General features: G+C 70.3%; 16 protein-coding genes and 1 riboswitch. Of the genes, 8 read left to right on the top strand and 8 right to left on the bottom strand.

Translation table 11 applies throughout. The features are described 5' to 3' along the window. Window positions 1–87: 87 nt before the first annotated feature. On the bottom strand, window positions 88–1,458 hold the full coding sequence (locus GUY60_RS19570) for an NYN domain-containing protein (protein WP_161699612.1): 1,371 nt from the start codon (window positions 1,456–1,458) through the stop codon (window positions 88–90). Window positions 1,459–1,491: 33 nt separating this feature from the next. Beyond that, the gene (locus tag GUY60_RS19565) at window positions 1,492–1,731 is read right to left on the bottom strand and encodes a hypothetical protein (RefSeq protein WP_161699610.1); all 240 of its coding nucleotides are present in this window, start codon (window positions 1,729–1,731) and stop codon (window positions 1,492–1,494) included. A 190-nt stretch (window positions 1,732–1,921) separates the two neighbouring features. Between GUY60_RS19565 and GUY60_RS19560 the strand changes: the two genes are divergently transcribed. From GUY60_RS19560 to GUY60_RS19530, 7 genes are all read left to right on the top strand, one after another. Beyond that, entirely contained in the window at window positions 1,922–2,758 is an 837-nt protein-coding gene (locus GUY60_RS19560; protein WP_161699608.1) for a rhomboid family intramembrane serine protease, read from the top strand. A gap of 88 nt (window positions 2,759–2,846) precedes the next feature. After that, window positions 2,847–3,128, top strand: a complete 282-nt coding sequence (locus GUY60_RS19555) for an Lrp/AsnC family transcriptional regulator (RefSeq protein WP_161699606.1) — start codon at window positions 2,847–2,849, stop codon at window positions 3,126–3,128. A gap of 87 nt (window positions 3,129–3,215) precedes the next feature. Next, complete coding sequence (locus GUY60_RS19550; RefSeq protein ID WP_161699604.1) at window positions 3,216–3,521, top strand: small secreted hydrophilic protein; 306 nt, start codon at window positions 3,216–3,218, stop codon at window positions 3,519–3,521. Further along, on the top strand, window positions 3,508–4,959 hold the full coding sequence (locus GUY60_RS19545) for a sensor histidine kinase (protein WP_312866353.1): 1,452 nt from the start codon (window positions 3,508–3,510) through the stop codon (window positions 4,957–4,959). The genes GUY60_RS19550 and GUY60_RS19545 overlap by 14 nt, the downstream gene beginning before the upstream one ends. Further along, on the top strand, window positions 4,956–5,627 hold the full coding sequence (locus tag GUY60_RS19540) for a response regulator transcription factor (RefSeq protein ID WP_161699602.1): 672 nt from the start codon (window positions 4,956–4,958) through the stop codon (window positions 5,625–5,627). The genes GUY60_RS19545 and GUY60_RS19540 overlap by 4 nt, the downstream gene beginning before the upstream one ends. An 81-nt stretch (window positions 5,628–5,708) precedes the next feature. Beyond that, window positions 5,709–7,127 (top strand): SLC13 family permease, encoded by a 1,419-nt coding sequence (locus GUY60_RS19535; RefSeq protein WP_187370079.1) that lies wholly within the window; start codon window positions 5,709–5,711, stop codon window positions 7,125–7,127. A 31-nt stretch (window positions 7,128–7,158) separates the two neighbouring features. Beyond that, a complete protein-coding gene (locus GUY60_RS19530; protein WP_161699600.1) occupies window positions 7,159–8,325 on the top strand; it encodes a glycerate kinase family protein in 1,167 nt (388 codons plus the stop codon). A 190-nt stretch (window positions 8,326–8,515) separates the two neighbouring features. On the opposite strand, the gene GUY60_RS19525 is transcribed toward GUY60_RS19530, so the two are convergent. The 6 genes from GUY60_RS19525 to ctaE form a co-directional block, all read right to left on the bottom strand. After that, window positions 8,516–9,892 carry an aminotransferase class V-fold PLP-dependent enzyme gene (locus tag GUY60_RS19525; protein WP_161699598.1) on the bottom strand — a complete coding sequence of 459 codons (1,377 nt, stop codon included), beginning with the start codon at window positions 9,890–9,892 and terminating at the stop codon, window positions 8,516–8,518. A gap of 189 nt (window positions 9,893–10,081) precedes the next feature. After that, a riboswitch (SAM riboswitch) is annotated at window positions 10,082–10,199 on the bottom strand. A gap of 95 nt (window positions 10,200–10,294) precedes the next feature. Beyond that, window positions 10,295–11,362 (bottom strand): anthranilate phosphoribosyltransferase, encoded by a 1,068-nt coding sequence (gene trpD, locus GUY60_RS19520; protein ID WP_161699596.1) that lies wholly within the window; start codon window positions 11,360–11,362, stop codon window positions 10,295–10,297. A gap of 129 nt (window positions 11,363–11,491) precedes the next feature. Then, window positions 11,492–13,114, bottom strand: a complete 1,623-nt coding sequence (gene qcrB, locus GUY60_RS19515; protein ID WP_161699594.1) for a cytochrome bc1 complex cytochrome b subunit — start codon at window positions 13,112–13,114, stop codon at window positions 11,492–11,494. After that, window positions 13,111–14,166 (bottom strand): cytochrome bc1 complex Rieske iron-sulfur subunit, encoded by a 1,056-nt coding sequence (gene qcrA, locus GUY60_RS19510; RefSeq protein ID WP_161699593.1) that lies wholly within the window; start codon window positions 14,164–14,166, stop codon window positions 13,111–13,113. The genes qcrB and qcrA overlap by 4 nt, the downstream gene beginning before the upstream one ends. After that, window positions 14,163–14,972: a cytochrome bc1 complex diheme cytochrome c subunit gene (gene qcrC / locus GUY60_RS19505; RefSeq protein WP_161699591.1), complete on the bottom strand. Its 810-nt coding sequence runs from the start codon at window positions 14,970–14,972 to the stop codon at window positions 14,163–14,165. The genes qcrA and qcrC overlap by 4 nt, the downstream gene beginning before the upstream one ends. Window positions 14,973–15,063: 91 nt before the next feature. After that, complete coding sequence (ctaE, locus tag GUY60_RS19500) at window positions 15,064–15,684, bottom strand: aa3-type cytochrome oxidase subunit III (RefSeq protein ID WP_161699589.1); 621 nt, start codon at window positions 15,682–15,684, stop codon at window positions 15,064–15,066. A 191-nt stretch (window positions 15,685–15,875) separates the two neighbouring features. Here ctaE and GUY60_RS19495 point away from each other — a divergent pair, with 191 nt between their 5' ends. Beyond that, window positions 15,876–16,277, top strand: a complete 402-nt coding sequence (locus tag GUY60_RS19495) for a response regulator transcription factor (protein ID WP_161699587.1) — start codon at window positions 15,876–15,878, stop codon at window positions 16,275–16,277. Window positions 16,278–16,286 lie beyond the last annotated feature (9 nt).

Genomic DNA, 16,286 nt, shown 5'->3' with positions numbered 1-16,286 from the left:
GGCTAATAGATAGCCCCTCCGGCGTTTGGGCTGGCCCCCGAAGCGCCGCAGGCTTTCGGGAAGGGGCGGGGCGGGGAGAAAAAGGCCCTAGCCCCGAGACAACCGCTTCAACAGCACCGCCGAAGCCACCGGCCGAGCCCCCGCCCTGGCGATCCCATCGGCCACCTCACGGTCGGTGGAGACCACGGTGACGGGCCGACCGGACGGCTCCGCACGCACCAGTTGACGGATCAGCTCGTCCGCGGTGACCCCGGGCTTGGAGAACAGCACCCGCACCCCCCGCGGCGGAGCGAGCAGCACCGGAGCGGCCAGCTCCGCACCGTCGAAGACACAGGTGACCTCGGCCCCGGTCTGCGCGGCGAGCCCGGAGAGCGAACCCAGCAACCGCAGCCGCTGCTTCTCGAGCGGCATCGTCGGATAGCCGGTCTTGGTGACGTTGTACCCGTCCACGACCAGGTGCGCCTGGGGCAGCGCGAGGAGCTGGTCCAGGATCGCCGGGTCGTTCTCGGACAGGGCACGGGCCGCGATGTCCTTGGGCGTCATCCGGCCGGGCTCGACCGCGTCCACGGTCTCGGCGGGGCGCACCGACACCGGCGGCAGGGCGAGTTCACGGCGCAGCCCCTGGGTCGCCTCGACGAGGGTGTCGAGCAGCAGCCGTACCCGCATGTCCTCCACCGAGCGGCCCTCGCGCACGGCCTTGCGGCTGGCCTCGAGGGCGGACTCGGCCTCGCCGAGCCGGGACTTGAGCCGGCGGGTCTCGCTGTCGGCGGCGGAGAGCTGGGTGTGGGTCTCGGCCCGCAGCGCCTCGCTCTCGGCGTCCGCCTTGCGCAGCGCGGCCTCACCACGCTTGACGTCACTGAGTGCCGCGCGCAGCTTGCGGTGCAGCGCCTCGGCCTCCCGCTTCGCGGAGTCGAGTTCGGTGCGCAGCCGCTCGTGCTCGGAGCGCGACTTCTCCCGTGTCTCGGCCAGTTCGCGGCGCAGCCGCTCCAACTCGGCGCGGGTCTCCTCGTCGGCCCGCTCGACATCGGCGCGCTGCGCTTCCTCGCCCGCGGCGGTCACGAGCTTCACCCAGCCGACGGGGCGCAGTACGTACGCGGCGGCCGCCACGTCCAGCGGGTCGGCGGCCGGGGGCGCGGTACCGGCGTCGAGGGCGGCGGCGAGTTCGGGCTGGGCCTCGCGGAGGCGTTCGCCGATGCGCTGCCGGAAGAGGGTCTCGCCCTCGAGGGCCGCCGCCATGGCGTTGCCCGCGAACTTCAGGCGCCGGGTGGGAGTGAACCGTGCGTACTGCCGGAGCTGGGCGGGGAGTTCACCGACGGTCAGACCGCCGAAGCCCTCCGAGGTGATCGCGATGACGCGACGGCGCACGCCCTCGGGCAGCGGACGGTCGAGCGTCTCGGCGGAGCCTTCGGGCACGTCGGCCGACTCGGCACCGGTGCCCCGCTCACCTGCCTCCACCATCCGTCACCCCACTAGCTGTGCGGGCGGGACCCCTCAGGATTCCGCGCCCGGCCTGTCCACCAACTCGATCTGGTCCACCGCGTTGCACCAGCGGCAGCGGACCGACTCGATGGTCTCACTGACCACCTCGCGTTCCTCCACCTTGGGCTCACCGGCCAGGTCGAGATGGACGTACTCCACCACCTTCGACGACCGCGTGACATCGAAACGCGTGAGGTTGCCGCACAGCGTGCAGCGCCAGCGGGTGGTGTCGGTCGGCAGCGGAACCGTCATCGCGCTTGTGGGCCTTTCCTCGGTACTGCGGAGGTCGTGCGGCGGTCGTTCGATGGTCGTGCGGTGGAAGCACTCCCTGTTAACCCTACGGCCTGCCGAGGGGCCACGGGGACGGCCCCGGGCACCGGCCCGGACACCGGCCCGGCGAGGCGGTCTATGCGGTTGACGCCCGTTACGTCAGGATCTGTCCATGATCGCTGAGCGGGGTACGGCCGGTGAACCGGACAGGAATGCGGCCGGGAGCCGGGAATCGTCGAAGGACAACAGGGACGGCAGGGGCAACAGGGACGACGGGGACAACGGGGTCGCCCCGGCGGCGCGGGTCCTCAAGGAACTGCTCCTCGGGCACGGCCCGGTCGTGACGTACTCCCTGGTCGCGCTCTGCTGCGCGGTGTTCGTGCTCTCCCCCTCCTCCGGCCTGAACCCCGCCTTCGGCACCGGCGACCAGCTGATCGCCGCCCAGCGCGCGTACTTCCAGCGCTGGGGCGTGATCCCGGCCGAGCTGCTCACCGGCTCGCCGCGGGCCGCGCTCACCCCGTTCACCGCGCTGTTCGTGCACGGCAGCTGGCTGCATCTGCTCGGCAACATGCTGTTCCTGTGCGTCTTCGGCGGAATGGTCGAAGAACGCATGGGACACGTGCAGTTCGCCCTCTTCTACATGGGCTGCGGCGCCCTCGCCCTGTGCGCCTACGCGGTCGCCAACCCCGACTCGCAGGCGACTCTGGTGGGGGCCTCCGGGGCGATCTCGGCGGTGCTCGGGGCGTTCCTGCGGCTGTTCCCCAAGGCCCGGGTCACCAGCCTGCTGCCCTTCCTCTTCTTCCTGCCGCTGCGCTTTCCCGCGTGGATCGTGCTGCCGTTCTGGGTGGCGCTCCAGTGGCTGGCCGCCCAGCGGGCGTCGGGCGGCCCCGGTGTCGCGTATCTGGCCCACCTGGTGGGGTTCTCGCTCGGCTTCGCCTACGCGTGGGTGCGCTACCTGCGTACGGCCAGGGCCTGTCCGGCGGATCGGGCGGCGGCCGGCCGAGGCTGAGGCCCGGCCGGACGAGCGCGGCGAGCTCCGCCGGACAGGCTCTAGGCTGGGGGCCCACAGCGTCGGCCACCGAGGGAGACAGTCAGCCGTGATCACCGCGATCGTGCTCATCAAGACCAGCGTGGACCGGATCCCGGAGATCGCCGAGTCGATCGCCGCGCTCGACAGCGTCAGCGAGGTCTTCTCGGTGACCGGTACGTACGACCTGATCGCCATGGTCCGGGTGGCCCGCCACGACGACCTGGCGGACGTGATCCCCGGCCGGATCAGCAAGATCCCGGGCGTCGAGGGCACGGACACCCACGTGGCGTTCCGTACGTACTCGCAGCATGACCTGGAGGCCGCGTTCGCGATCGGCCTCGACTCCTGAGCGGTGTTCCACCTGGGCGGCGCCGGATGAGGACTTCTTCATCCGCCGCTCATCCTGGCACCGCCCCACGTACCGCACGCTCGGCGCATGGCCTTCTCCCACCGCATGGCGGCCCTCGCCGCCGTCGTCGCGATACCCCTCGGCATCGCGGCCACCAGCTACGCCCTCACCGACAGCCCTCAGTCCCCGAAGGTGCCGCCCAAGGTGGAGCTGGACAGCGGCTCGCCGACGCCTTCGGGCCCCGGTTCGGCGTCGCCCGAGACGACGCCGAGCGACGAAGTGGTGTCCCGGCCGCCGGTGAGCGACGACCCGTCCGGCGACGACGATGACGCCGACGACAAGGGTGACGACGACCGGGGCGAGCGCGGGACCGGAGACGGTGACGACGGCTGAGCCCGCACCCGCGCGGTGGATATCGGCGCGGGTGCGGATCCTGCTCTGGCTGCTCGTCGTGATGGCCGTGGCCCTGGCCGCGGTCGCCATGACCACCCGCTCGATCCTGGTGCGCGACGTGGACCACCGCATCTCCCGACTGCTCGCGCAGGAGACCAGCGAGTTCACCAACTTCGAGGCGCAGGGCGTCGATCCGGAGACGGGCCGCAGGTTCACCGACCCCGGCCGGCTCATCCGGGTCTTCCTTGAACGGCAGTACGCCGACACCGACGAGGAGCTCCTCGGCCTGGTCGGCCGGGACGGCCGCTCCCCCGCCCAGCAGGTGCAGCAGCGCGAGATCCCGGTCCAACGGCCACTGCACCAGGACCCCGCCGCGCGCCGCGCGATCTTCGCCGCCGACGCGGCCACCGGCACCCTGCACCGCCCCGAGGGCGAGATCCGCTGGGCCAAGGTGAGCGTCGCCCCGTACGGCGGTGAACCGGACGCGGCGTTCGTCGTGGCCTTTCACCCCGAGCGCGAACTCGACCGTGTGAACGAGGTGTTCCGCATCATGCTGGCGATCTCCGGGGTCGCCCTCCTGATGACGACCGGCATCGGCTGGGCCGTCGCGGGCCGCATCCTCAAGCCGGTACGCCTGGTCCGCACCGCCGCCGCCCAGCTCACCGAGCAGGACCTGACCCGGCGCATCCCGGTGCAGGGCCGCGACGACGTGGCGGCGCTCGCCGAGACGTTCAACGCGATGCTGGACCGCCTGGAGCGGGCCTTCGCCGCGCAGCGCGAGTTCGTCGACGACGCGGGCCACGAGCTGCGCACCCCCATCACCATCGTCCGCGGCCACCTGGAGCTGATGGGCGACGATCCGGCGGAGCGCGAGGAGACCGTGCGCCTGGTCACCGACGAGCTGGACCGGATGAGCCGGATCGTCGAGGACCTGCTGCTGCTCGCCAAGACCGAGCGCCCCGACTTCGTGACCCCCGCCCCGGTCCAGCTCGCCGAGCTGACCGCCGATGTCTTCGTGAAGGCCCGCACGCTGGGCGAGCGCAACTGGCAGTTGCCCGAAGTGGCCGACGGCGAGGCCGAGTTGGACGAGCAGCGGGTCACCCAGGCGATGGTCCAGCTGGCCCAGAACGCGGTCCAGCACACCACCGCGGGACAGACCATCCGCATCGGCTCCCGCCTGACCGGCCGCCGGGTCGAGCTGTACGTCGCCGACTCGGGCCCCGGAGTGCAGCCGCAGGACGCCGAGGTGATCTTCGAGCGGTTCCGGCGCGGCACGGCCCGCCGGGGCACCCGGACGACCGGGGCCGGGCTCGGCCTGTCCATCGTGCGCGCGATCGCGGAGGGCCACCGGGGCGGCGTACGCCTGGAACCCACCAAGAGCGGCACGTCCGCGGGAGCCACCTTCGTACTCGATCTGCCGCTGGAGGAAGACCGGTGAACCGGATACTCATCGTCGAGGACGAGGAGCGCATCGCCTCGTTCGTCGAGAAGGGCCTGCGCGCCAACGGCTTCACGACCACCGTGGTCGGCGACGGCGACGCGGCCTACGACTACGCGCTCACCGGCGGCTTCGACCTGGTCGTCCTGGACATCGGACTGCCCGGCCGGGACGGCTTCACGGTGCTTCGGCAGTTGCGCGAGGCCCGCGTCACGGTCCCCGTCATCGTGCTGACCGCGCGCGACTCCGTACGGGACACCGTGGCGGGCCTCGAAGGCGGCGCCGACGACTGGATGACCAAACCGTTCCGCTTCGAGGAGCTGCTCGCGCGGGTACGGCTGCGCCTGCGCACCGCGGCCCGCGCGCCCGAGGTGACGGTGTTGCGCAGCGGCGAGCTGAGCCTGGACCTGCGTACCCGCAGGGCGCGTTCGGGGACGCGGACGGTGGACCTCACGGCCCGCGAGTTCGTGCTCCTCGAACTCTTCCTGCGCCACCCCGGCCAGGTACTCGCCCGCGAGCAGATCCTGTCCCACGTGTGGGGCTACGACTTCGACCCGGGCTCCAACATCGTGGACGTGTACGTACGCGCGCTGCGCAAGAAGCTGGGCGCGGAGCGGGTCGAGACGGTGCGCGGGATGGGGTACCGGCTGCCGGGGAACGTGACGTAGCCGGTCGGGGCGGCGCCGGGGTGAACTTCCTTTCATCCAGGGCTCATAGAGGAATCACGGCGGCTCGACAGGCTGCTGTACGTGACCCTGAATCTCCGCCAGTCGGTGACCCTCTGCATAGCGCTCTCCCTGTGCGCCCTGCTCATGGTCCCCGGCAACTTCCCCGGCCTGAGCGGCGACGCCCGCCTCACCCTCGCCGTGTTCGCGCTCGCGACCTGCGCGTGGATCGGTACGCCGATCGACGACACGTACATCGCGCTCGGCGCCGGACTCGCCCTCACCGCGACCGGGGTGATCAGCAGCGACACCCTGTTCGGCACCCTCGGTGACGAGACGGTGTGGCTGCTCATCTGCGCGTTCGTGCTCGCCGCGGCCGTGGCACGTACGGGGCTCGCGGGGCGGGCGGCGGCCTTCTTGGTCTCGGGCGCCCGCAGCGTACGGCAGTTGACGCACCTCACCACCGCCGCGCTGGTGGTGACGGCCTTCGCCGTGCCGGCCACGTCCGGGCGTGCGGCCCTCGCGCTCCCCGTCTTCCTGGCCCTCGCGAAGGTCCTGGCCGACCGCAAGCGCCTGGTCGTGATGCTGGCGCTGCTGTTCCCGACCGTGATCCTGCTTTCGGCGGTCGCGACGCTGATCGGCGCGGGCGCGCATCTGATCACCGTGTCGGTCCTCTGGGAGGCCACCGGCGAGCGCATCGGCTTCACCCAGTGGCTGCTGCTTGGCCTGCCGCTCGCCGTCGCCTCGTCCCATCTGGCCGCGGAAACAGTCCTGTTGACGACCACGCGGCGCGCGGACCGGCGCGGCCCCGTCCATATCACCGCCGAGCAGATCCAGGAGCACAGCGAGCAGCCCGTCACCGGCCCGCTCTCCGCCGCCGAGGCGCGCTGCGCGCTGCTCCTCGCCACGGTCGTCGCGCTGTGGTGCAGCGAGCCGCTGCACCAAGTCCCGCCCGCCGTGGTCGCGTTGATCGGCGCGGTCGTCGCGTCCTCCCCCGCGCTCGGCACCGTACGCCTCAAGGACGCCCTGAAGACCGTGCCCTGGGCGCTGCTGCTGTTCATGGCCGCGACGATGGCGATGGGTGTGGCACTCGCCGACTCGGGCGCGGCGAAGTGGCTGGTGTCGGGGCTGCCGGTGGCGGTGCCTCCGTGGCTGTTCCTGACCGCTGTCATCGTGCTCAGCACCGCGGCCCATCTACTCCTGCAGTCCCGCTCGGCCCGTTCGTCCGTCCTGGTCCCGCTGGTCGTGGCGGCCGCGGTGGGCGCGGGCGTCAACCCGGTCGCCGCCGCGCTCGCCTCCACGGCGGCCGCGGGCTTCTGCCACACCCTGCCCGCGTCGGCCAAGCCCGTGACTCTCTTCGCCGACCTGCCGGGCACCCCCACCTACACCCCGCGTGACCTGCTGCGCCTCTCGGCCGTCCTGGCCCCGGCGACGGCGGCGCTCGTCCTGCTGTTCACGCTCACGGTCTGGCCGCTCCTCGGCGTACCGGTCCTGAACCCCTGAACTCAACGCACTTTTCCAGGAGTTGAACGACATGCTGACCCGTTTCGCCGTAGCCCCCAGCGGCTTCAAGGAGTCCCTGTCCGCGCAGGCCGCCGCCGAGGCCATCGCCGCCGGTGTGCGCCGTGTCGTGCCGGACGCCGAGGTCGACCTGATCCCGCTGGTCGACGGCGGCGAGGGCACCGCGGCCGCGCTCGCCGCGGCCACCGGCGGCCGCCTGGTCGCCCTGCCCGCCACGGGCCCGGTCGGCGAGCGGGTGGGCACCCACTTCGCGCTCATCGACCGGGACACGGCGGTCGTCGAGATGGCCGCGGTCGCCGGCCTCTCCCTCGTCCCGCGCACCCTGCGCGACCCGGGCGCCACCACCACGTACGGCGTCGGCGAACTCATCCGCGCCGCCCTCGACACGGGCGTGCGCCGCATCCTCGTCGGCTGCGGGGACTCCGGTACGTCGGACGGCGGAGCGGGCGCGCTGCAGGCCCTCGGCGCCCGGCTGCTCACCGAACGGGGGTACGAACTCCCGCGCGGCGGCCGGGAGTTGCACCGCCTCGACCGCATCGACACGACCGGTCTCGACCCGCGCCTCAAGGACGTGGAACTCCAGGTCGCCTGCAACCCGTTCAACGTGCTGTGCGGCGAGCGCGGCGTCGCCCGCGTCTTCGGCCCGCAGAAGGGCGCCACCCCCGAGCAGGTGGAGGAACTGTCGGCGGGCCTGGACCGCTGGGCGTACGTACTGGAGCGTGACCTGGCCGTCTCCGGCCTGCGCGAGGGCCCCGGCACCGGCGCGTCCGGCGGCCTCGGCGCGGGCCTGGCCGCACTCGGCGCCCGGCTCCTGCCCCGCTTCGACGTGCTCCTGGACCACCTGGACCTGGACGCCCGCCTGGCCCGCGCCGACCTGGTCGTCACCGCCGAGGGCGCCCTCGACCACCAGACCCCGCGCGGCAAGGTCCCGGCCGAGGTCGCCCGCCGCGCCAAGCAGTACGGCCGCCCGGTACTGGCCCTCGCGGGCACGATCGGCGAGGGCGCCCACCAGGTCCACGCCACCGGGGTGGACGCCTACAGCTCGATCCTCCCGGCCCCGGTGACCCTGCCGGAGGCGCTGGGCAGGGGCGCGGAATTCCTGACGGACGCGACGGAACGGGCGTTGCGGATGGTGCTGTTGGGCACACAACTCACCGAACTCAGCCCGTCCGGCGCTTGAGGCCGCGGCCAAATATCAGCCCGTACGCCCCGCATCTCTCAGCCCGCCCCGGCCAGTCTCAGCCCGTCCGGCGCTTGAGGCCGCGGTCAAACATCAGCCCGTCCGGCGCTTGAGGACGAGGCCGCAGGCCGATGGGAGCGGGGGCCGGGGGCGCAGCCCCCAGGTACGGCGCCCGACCCAACCCGCAAGCTCAGGAAGCCGCCGAACCCGTGTCGGGAACACAACGCCCACCCTCAGTCCGGTACGCCCACCGAGCCCCTTCCCGAACAAGCTCCCGCACAGCCCGAACGAACCGCTCAACATGCTCATCGGGCGTCCCCGCCCCAAAACTCACCCGGATCGCGTTCAGCGACTTCTCGCCGGGCGCGCCCTCGGGGGCCCCGCACTCGCCCTGGTCCTGCGGGTCGCTCCCGAGCAGGGTCCGCACCAGCGGGTGGGCGCAGAACAGCCCGTCCCGTACGCCGATCCCGTACTCAGCGGAGAGCGCGGCGGCGAAGTGCGAGCTGTTCCAGCCCTCGACCACGAAGGAGATGACGCCGACGCGCGGCGCGTCGTCACCGAACAGCGAGAGCACCTTGACCTCGGGCACCTCGGCGAGCCCGCCCTGCACGCGGGCGATCAGCTCCTGCTCACGGGCCACGAGCGACTCGAACCCGGCCTCGGTGAGCGCCTTGCAGGCGGAGGCGATGGAGTACGCGCCGATCACGTTCGGCGAACCGGCCTCGTGCCGCGCGGCGGTGGTGTGCCACTCCACGTCGACCCCGCCGTCCGCGCGCCGGGCCACAGCCTTCGACGCTCCGCCGCCCGCGAGGTACGGCTCGGCCTCCTGCAGCCAGTCGGCCCGCCCGGCAAGCACACCGGAGCCGAACGGCGCGTACAGCTTGTGCCCGGAGAACGCCACCCAGTCGACGTCCAACTCCTGTACGGAGACGGGGTGGTGGGGCGCGAGCTGCGCGGCGTCGAGGACGATCCGGGCGCCGTGCGCGTGCGCGGCGGCGGCGAGTTCCTTCACCGGCCACAGCTCACCGGTCACGTTCGAGGCACCGGTGACACACACAAGGGCAGGACCGTAGGGGTCACGCTCGGCGAGCGCGCGCTCCAGCGTGGCGACGGCCTCGCCGGGCGTACGCGGCGCGTTCAGGTAGGTCACCCGCGCGTCCCGCCACGGCAGCAGCGAGGCGTGGTGCTCGGTCTCGTAGACGAAGACCTGGCAGTCGGCCGGCAGCGTCGAGGCGAGCAGGTTCAGGGAGTCGGTGGTGGACCGGGTGAACACCACCTGGTCGTCCGCGCGGCAGTCGAGGAACTCCTCGACGGTGCGGCGGGCGTTCTCGAAAAGGTCGGTGGAGAGCTGCGAGAGGTACCCGGCACCGCGGTGCACGCTGCCGTAGTACGGCGCGTACGCGGCCACGTCGTCCCAGACCCGCTGGAGCGCGGGCGCGCTGGCCGCGTAGTCGAGGGCCGCGTAGCTGACTTCGCCGCCGGTCACCAGGGGGACGGTGACGTCCCGGCCGAGGACGGGCAGCGGGGCACAGAGGGACTGGTCGGTGGTGGAGGTGGCGACAGACATGGCGAACTCCCGTAAGAGGCAGGCGAATTCACCGCGACCGGACACCTGGAAAAACGCAAACCACAGGCGTCGACAGCGCGGGAGAAGTGAGAGAAAAAAATTGGTACGCGGAGAGGGGCAGAGCGCCCTATCGCATTCGCTTGCTCACGAGACTGCTCCCTTGAGGACCAGGACCCCAGGGTATGCAGGGGTCCGCGCTTGCCGCAGACCTTGTTGCCTGCGGCCTGGTCTTCACCCGGGGCACCCCGCCACGGACGGAGGGTTGCCGGACAGCGGGCCGGGGCCTAGATCGCTGTCACTCATGACCTGACGAGCATCTTGCCAGAACTTCGGGCACGCGCAAGGCGCAGTCCAGAATCCGGACTGCGCCTCGCGTCACACCGCTTCGGGCCTTCTCCCGGCTCAGGCGTTGCTGGCCGCCACCCAGCGGTCGAGCGCCTCCCTGGCGCGCCCCGAGTCGATGGACTCGGCGGCCTTCGCCATACCGGCGCGGATCTGCTCGACGAGCGGCGCGTCGGTCGGTTCGAGCGCCACCAGGGCCGCCGCCGCGTTCAGCAGCACCGCGTCCCGTACGGGCCCGGTCTCGCCGCCGAGCAGCCGCCGCGCCACATCGGCGTTGTACGACGCGTCCGCGCCACGCAGCGCCTCCACGGGCACGAGGTCGATGCCGACGTCCCGAGGGTCGAAGGCCTCCTCGCGCACAGCCCCGTCCCGGACCACCCACACCCGCGAGGTGGCGGTCGTGGTGAGCTCGTCCAGGCCGTCATCGCCGCGGAACACCAGGGCGCTGGAGCCGCGTTGGGCAAGCACGCCGGCCACGATGGGCGCCATCCGGGCGTCGGCGACCCCGGTGGCCTGGGCCCGTACCCGCGCCGGGTTGGTCAGCGGGCCGAGGAAGTTGAAGGTGGTCCGGATCCCCAACTCCTTGCGCGCGGCGGCCACATGGCGAAGCGCGGGGTGGAACTTCACGGCGAAGCAGAACGTGATGCCCGCCTCGGCGGCGACCTCGACGACCCGCTGCGGCGTGAGCTGCAGGTTGACCCCGAGCTTCTCAAGCACGTCGGAAGCCCCGCTCGCACTGGACGCGGCCCGGTTGCCGTGCTTGACGACCTTGGCGCCCGTACCGGCCACCACGATCGCGGACATGGTGGAGATGTTGACGGTCTTGGCACCGTCCCCGCCCGTGCCGACGATGTCGACGCTGGGCCCCGGCACCTCGATGGTGTTGGCGTGCTCGTACATGGCCCGGACGAGCCCGGAGATCTCCTCCACCGTCTCGCCCTTGGCCCGCAGCGCCACCGCGAACCCGGCGATCTGCGCGTCGGTGGCCTCGCCCCGCATGATGCGGTCCATCGCCCAGGCGGTGTCGTCCGCGCTCTGGTCACGCCCGTCGAGCAGTCCGTTCAGTACGTCGGGCCAGGTACGGCCCGCCGCGTGGTCGCCTCCAGCGGGGGTCGTAGCGCTGCTCATGGCTACTCCTGGTCTCGTACGTACAAAAGGTGGTGGGCCTCAGCCTAGCCAAGGCCCGGGACGGCAAAGAGCCCCGTCCGACGATTGGACGGGGCTCGAGCCGTGGCGTTCAGCTACTGCTGACGGGGATCAGTGGTGGCCGTGGCCGCTGGTGATCTCCTTGTACTCGTCCGCCGTGGGCTTGGGGATCTGGTTGTCGCCCCCGTAGTAGCCCTTGGAGAGCTTGGCCCGCAGCTTCTGCGAGCGCGACACCTTGCGCGCCACACCGTTCTCGTCGACCTCGGGGCCGAGTTCGAGCGGCTTGTACTGGTCGTGCGCGGTGAGCGTGTGCAGCTGCTCCTGGCTGAGCGGCTCGTGCACCTCGACGAACTCGCCGTGCGGCAGCCGCTTGATGATGCCGGACTCGCGCCCGTGCAGCACCTTGTCCTTGTCGCGGCGCTGCAGACCCAGGCAGATCCGCTTCGTGACGACGAACGCGATGATCGGGCCCACGAAGAACGCGATGCGGACGAACCAGGTGATCGAGTTGATCGACAGGTGGAAGTGCGTCGCCCAGAGGTCGTTTCCACCACCCACGAGCAGTACGAAGTACCAGGTGAGCCAGGCGACACCGAAGGCCGTACGGGTCGGGGCGTTGCGCGGGCGGTCCAGGATGTGGTGCTCGCGCTTGTCCCCGGTGACCCAGGACTCGATGAACGGGTAGACCGCGATCGCCGCCAGGACCAGCGGGAAGATCATCAGCGGGACGAACACACCCAGGACGAGCGTGTGGCCCCAGGCGTTGACCTCCCAGCCGGGCATGACACGGATCAGGCCTTCGGAGAAGCCCATGTACCAGTCGGGCTGCGCACCGGTGGACACCTGGTCCGGGCGGTACGGGCCGATGGCCCAGATCGGGTTGATCGAGGCGATCGCCGAGACCACCGCGATGACACCGAAGACCAGGAAGAAGAAGCCGCCGGCCTTGGCCATGTAGACCGGGAGCAGCGGCATGCCGACCACGTTCTTGTTGGTCTTGCCGGGGCCCGCGAACTGCGTGTGCTTGTGGTAGAAGACCAGGATCAGGTGGGCCACGAGCAGGCCCATCATGATGCCGGGCAGCAGCAGGATGTGCACCGAGTAGAACCGGGCCACGAAGTCGCCGCCCGGGAACTCACCGCCGAACAGGAACATCGACAGGTACGTGCCGACGACCGGCACGGACAGCACGGCGCCCTGCATGAAGCGCACACCCGTACCGGAGAGCAGGTCGTCCGGGAGCGAGTAACCGGTGAAGCCGGTGAACATGCCGAGCACGAGCAGCAGGAAGCCGAACAGCCAGTTGACCTCACGCGGCTTGCGGAACGCGCCCGTGAAGAACACGCGCATCATGTGCACGAGCATCGCCGCGACGAAGATCAGCGCCGCCCAGTGGTGGATCTGCCTTATAAGCAAGCCACCGCGGACCTCGAAGCTGATGTGCATCGTCGAGTTGAAGGCCTCGGACATCAACTGACCCTGCAGCGGCACATACGGGCCCGCGTACTCCACCTCGTTCATCGACGGGTGGAAGAACAGCGTCAGGTACACACCCGTGAGGATGATGATGATGAAGCTGTAGAGGCAGATCTCGCCCAGCATGAAGGACCAGTGGTCCGGGAAGATCTTCCGCATGTTGGCCTTGGCCAGGGAGTAGATCCCCAGCCGGCCGTCGGCCCAGTCGGCCACGCGCTCGCCGGCCGGTGCCTTCTTGTTCTCTGTAGTGGTGCTCATCCGCGCTCCCAGAAGGCAGGACCGACGGGCTCTTCGAAGTCGCCGAGCGCCTCGAGGTAGCCCTCCTCGTTCACACCGATGCGCAGCTGCGGCAGGGCGTGACCGGCCGGGCCGAAGATCACTCGGGCACCGTCGGAGAGGTCGAAGGTGGACTGGTGGCACGGGCAGAGGACGTGGTGCGTCTGCTGCTCGTACAGAGAGATCGGGCAGCCCACGTGGGTGCAGATCTTCGAGTACGCCACGATGCCCTCGTGCGACCACTCGAGCTCGCGCTTGTCCTTGATGTCGTCCGGCTGAATCCGGACGATCATCAGGGCGGCCTTGGCGATCTCGGTCTGGAAGTCGTGGTCGTGCTCCGTCATGCCCTCGGGCATGACGAAGGTCAGCGAACCCACCGAGACGTCCGAGGGGCGGAGCGGCTCGTGCGTGTTCATGTTCACGAGCATCTTGCCCTTGGACCAGCGCGTGTGCCGCAGCTTGTCCTCGGGGAGCGGGCCCAGGTCGCGCAGGAGGATGACGCCGGAGAGCGGCACGAGGGCCATGGCGCCGAACATCGTGTTGCGGATGAGCTTGCGCCGGCCGAAGCCGGACTCCTCGGCACCGGCCGCGAAGTCGGCCATGACCTTGGCCTTGACCTCGGGCTCGGCCGAGATGGCGTGCCGCTCGTCGGCGATCTCCACGTCCGACATCAGGGTGCGGGCCCAGTGGACCGCGCCCGCGCCGATGCAGAACAGCGCGATGCCGAGGGTGACACCCAGGGCGAAGTTCAGCGCGCTGATGTGCCCGATCGGCCAGATGTAGACGATCTTGTCGACCGGGAAGGCCACGTACGAGGCGATGAAGCCGATCGTGGCGAGCATCGAGATCGTGAACAGCAGGGCCACCGAACGCTCGGACCGCCGGGCGGCCTTCTCGTCGATGTCCTGGATCCGGTGCTCGTGCGGGGGCATACCCGGGTCGGCGAACGGATCGTCCGCGCCCTTCACGAGGGTGTGCCCGGCAGCGTCCTGCTCGCTCGGCAGGTTCTCTTCTGGAATGTCTTGGCTACTCATGACTTCTTGGCCTTTGCGGTCCGAGCGGCTACCCAGACGGCGACTGCGATCAGCGCACCGAGACCGAAGATCCAGGCGAACAGACCTTCACTGACGGGGCCGAGGCCACCCAGCTTGAGCCCGCCCTGGCTGGCGGTCTTCTCACCGTTGACCGCGTCAAGGTAAGCGATGATGTCCTTCTTCTCCTTCTCCGGCATCGTCGTGTCGGGGAAGGACGGCATGTTCTGCGGGCCGGTCTGCATGGCCTCGTAGATGTGCTTCGGCGAGACCCCTTCGAGGCTCGGCGCGTACTTGCCGTGGGTCAGGGCACCACCTTCACCGGTGAAGTTGTGGCACTGCGCGCAGTTGCTGCGGAACAGTTCGCCACCCTTACCGATGTCGGCACCCTCAGGGTTGTACTGATTGTCGGTAGGCACGACCGGACCGGCACCCAGCGAAGCGACGTACGCCGCCAGCTGCTTGATCTGGTCGTTGTTGTAGATGTTCTTCTTCTTCGGCACCTGGGCGCCGGGCTGCTGGGCCGGCATCCGGCCGGTCGCGACCTGGAAGTCCACCGCTGCGGCACCGACACCGACGAGGCTCGGCCCGTCGGGGCTTCCCTGACCGCCGGTGCCGTGGCAGCTGGCGCAGCCGACGGCGTAGAGCTTCTTGCCCTCGTCGATGGCGAGGGACTGGGCGGTTTCTTCGGCCTGCGCCTTGTCCGCGGGTGCGAACGCGGCGTACAGCCCCCCGGTGGCCGCCAGCGCGAGGAGTAGGACGACGACCGCCGCCAGCGGATGGCGTCGTCGTGCGGAGAGCTTTTTCACGGATTACCCCGGTGTCAGGATCTTCTGCGTCGATGCTTCTGGAATGTGGTCGGGATGCGGGGCCGCCTGGTAGCGAGTCCCCCGGTCCCGGTTACTTGATCATGTAGATCGTGGCGAAGAGGCCGATCCAGACGACATCGACGAAGTGCCAGTAGTAGGACACGACGATGGCGGAGGTTGCCTGCTCGTGAGTGAACCTCTTGGCCGCGTACGTCCTGCCAAGAACCAGCAGGAAGGCGATCAGACCGCCCGTCACGTGCAGTCCATGGAAGCCGGTGGTGAGGTAGAACACCGAGCCGTACGGGTCGGACGAGAGCGAAAGGCCCTCGTGCTTGACCAGCTCGGTGTACTCGAAGACCTGACCGCCGATGAAGATCGCGCCCATGATGAAGGTCAAGATGAACCAAGATCGGAGCTTCTTCACATCACCGCGCTCCGCGGCGAAGACGCCGAGCTGGCAGGTGAGCGAAGAGAGCACCAGGATCGTGGTGTTCGTCGCCGAGAACGGGAAGTTCAGGGCCGAGGCCATTTCCTTCCAGTGTTCGGCACCCGTAACCGAACGCAGGGTGAAGTACATCGCGAAGAGGGCTGCGAAGAACATCAGCTCGGAACTCAACCAGATGATGGTTCCGACGCTGGTGAGGTTCGGTCGGTTGACCGACGGGTGCGCGTGCCCCTTGTCTACTGTCATTGCTGTCGCCACGACCGACATTATGTCGGTCCCTTATCCCGCCCTCACTCCGGGGGGTGCCGTTCGGAGTGTTCCCACCTCATGTCCAGCCCGGATGGCCCATCGAAGGCCTGTCCGTACCGGTGTTGACAGGGTGTTGGACGGAGTAGCATCCCGCGCATCGGAACCGAGCGATCGGCCGAGCCAACGCACCTCGACGAAGCGGAGCAACCATGCAGTCGACCGCCAGGGTCCTGGTCTACAGCGACAACGCGAACACCCGTGAGCAAGTGCGGTTGGCGACGGGTCGCAGGCCGGCCACGGACGTCCCCCGGGTGGAGTTCGTCGAGTGCGCCACCCAGGCCGCGGTCCTCAAGGAGTTGGACAGCGGCGGCATCGACGTCTGCGTCCTGGACGGCGAGGCCGTGCCCTCGGGCGGCATGGGCGTGTGCCGGCAGATCAAGGACGAGGTCTTCCACGCCCCGCCGGTGCTGCTGCTCATGGGCCGCCCGCAGGACGCCTGGCTGGCCACCTGGAGCCGCGCGGACGCCGCGGTGACCCTTCCCGTCGAGCCGGTCGAGTTCGCGGACGCTCTCGCCGGTCTGCTGCGCCGGCGGCTCTCCGTGGACGCCTGAGCCCCACCC

The organism is Streptomyces boluensis (assembly GCF_009908195.1).
In the GTDB taxonomy this organism is placed as follows: Bacteria; Actinomycetota; Actinomycetes; order Streptomycetales; family Streptomycetaceae; genus Streptomyces; species Streptomyces boluensis.
Note: the sequence above shows the minus strand (reverse complement) of the source record. Positions and strands in the feature narration are given on the sequence as shown.

Coding starts and splice junctions, on each gene's coding strand:
- GUY60_RS19560 (WP_161699608.1), top strand. CDS start 1,922: ATGATCGCTGAGCGGGGTACGGCCGGTGAACCGGACAGGAATGCGGCC.
- GUY60_RS19530 (WP_161699600.1), top strand. CDS start 7,159: ATGCTGACCCGTTTCGCCGTAGCCCCCAGCGGCTTCAAGGAGTCCCTG.
- ctaE (WP_161699589.1), bottom strand. CDS start 15,684: ATGTCGGTCGTGGCGACAGCAATGACAGTAGACAAGGGGCACGCGCAC.
- GUY60_RS19570 (WP_161699612.1), bottom strand. CDS start 1,458: ATGGTGGAGGCAGGTGAGCGGGGCACCGGTGCCGAGTCGGCCGACGTG.
- GUY60_RS19495 (WP_161699587.1), top strand. CDS start 15,876: ATGCAGTCGACCGCCAGGGTCCTGGTCTACAGCGACAACGCGAACACC.
- trpD (WP_161699596.1), bottom strand. CDS start 11,362: ATGAGCAGCGCTACGACCCCCGCTGGAGGCGACCACGCGGCGGGCCGT.
- qcrB (WP_161699594.1), bottom strand. CDS start 13,114: ATGAGCACCACTACAGAGAACAAGAAGGCACCGGCCGGCGAGCGCGTG.
- GUY60_RS19550 (WP_161699604.1), top strand. CDS start 3,216: ATGGCCTTCTCCCACCGCATGGCGGCCCTCGCCGCCGTCGTCGCGATA.
- GUY60_RS19565 (WP_161699610.1), bottom strand. CDS start 1,731: ATGACGGTTCCGCTGCCGACCGACACCACCCGCTGGCGCTGCACGCTG.
- qcrA (WP_161699593.1), bottom strand. CDS start 14,166: ATGAGTAGCCAAGACATTCCAGAAGAGAACCTGCCGAGCGAGCAGGAC.
- GUY60_RS19525 (WP_161699598.1), bottom strand. CDS start 9,892: ATGTCTGTCGCCACCTCCACCACCGACCAGTCCCTCTGTGCCCCGCTG.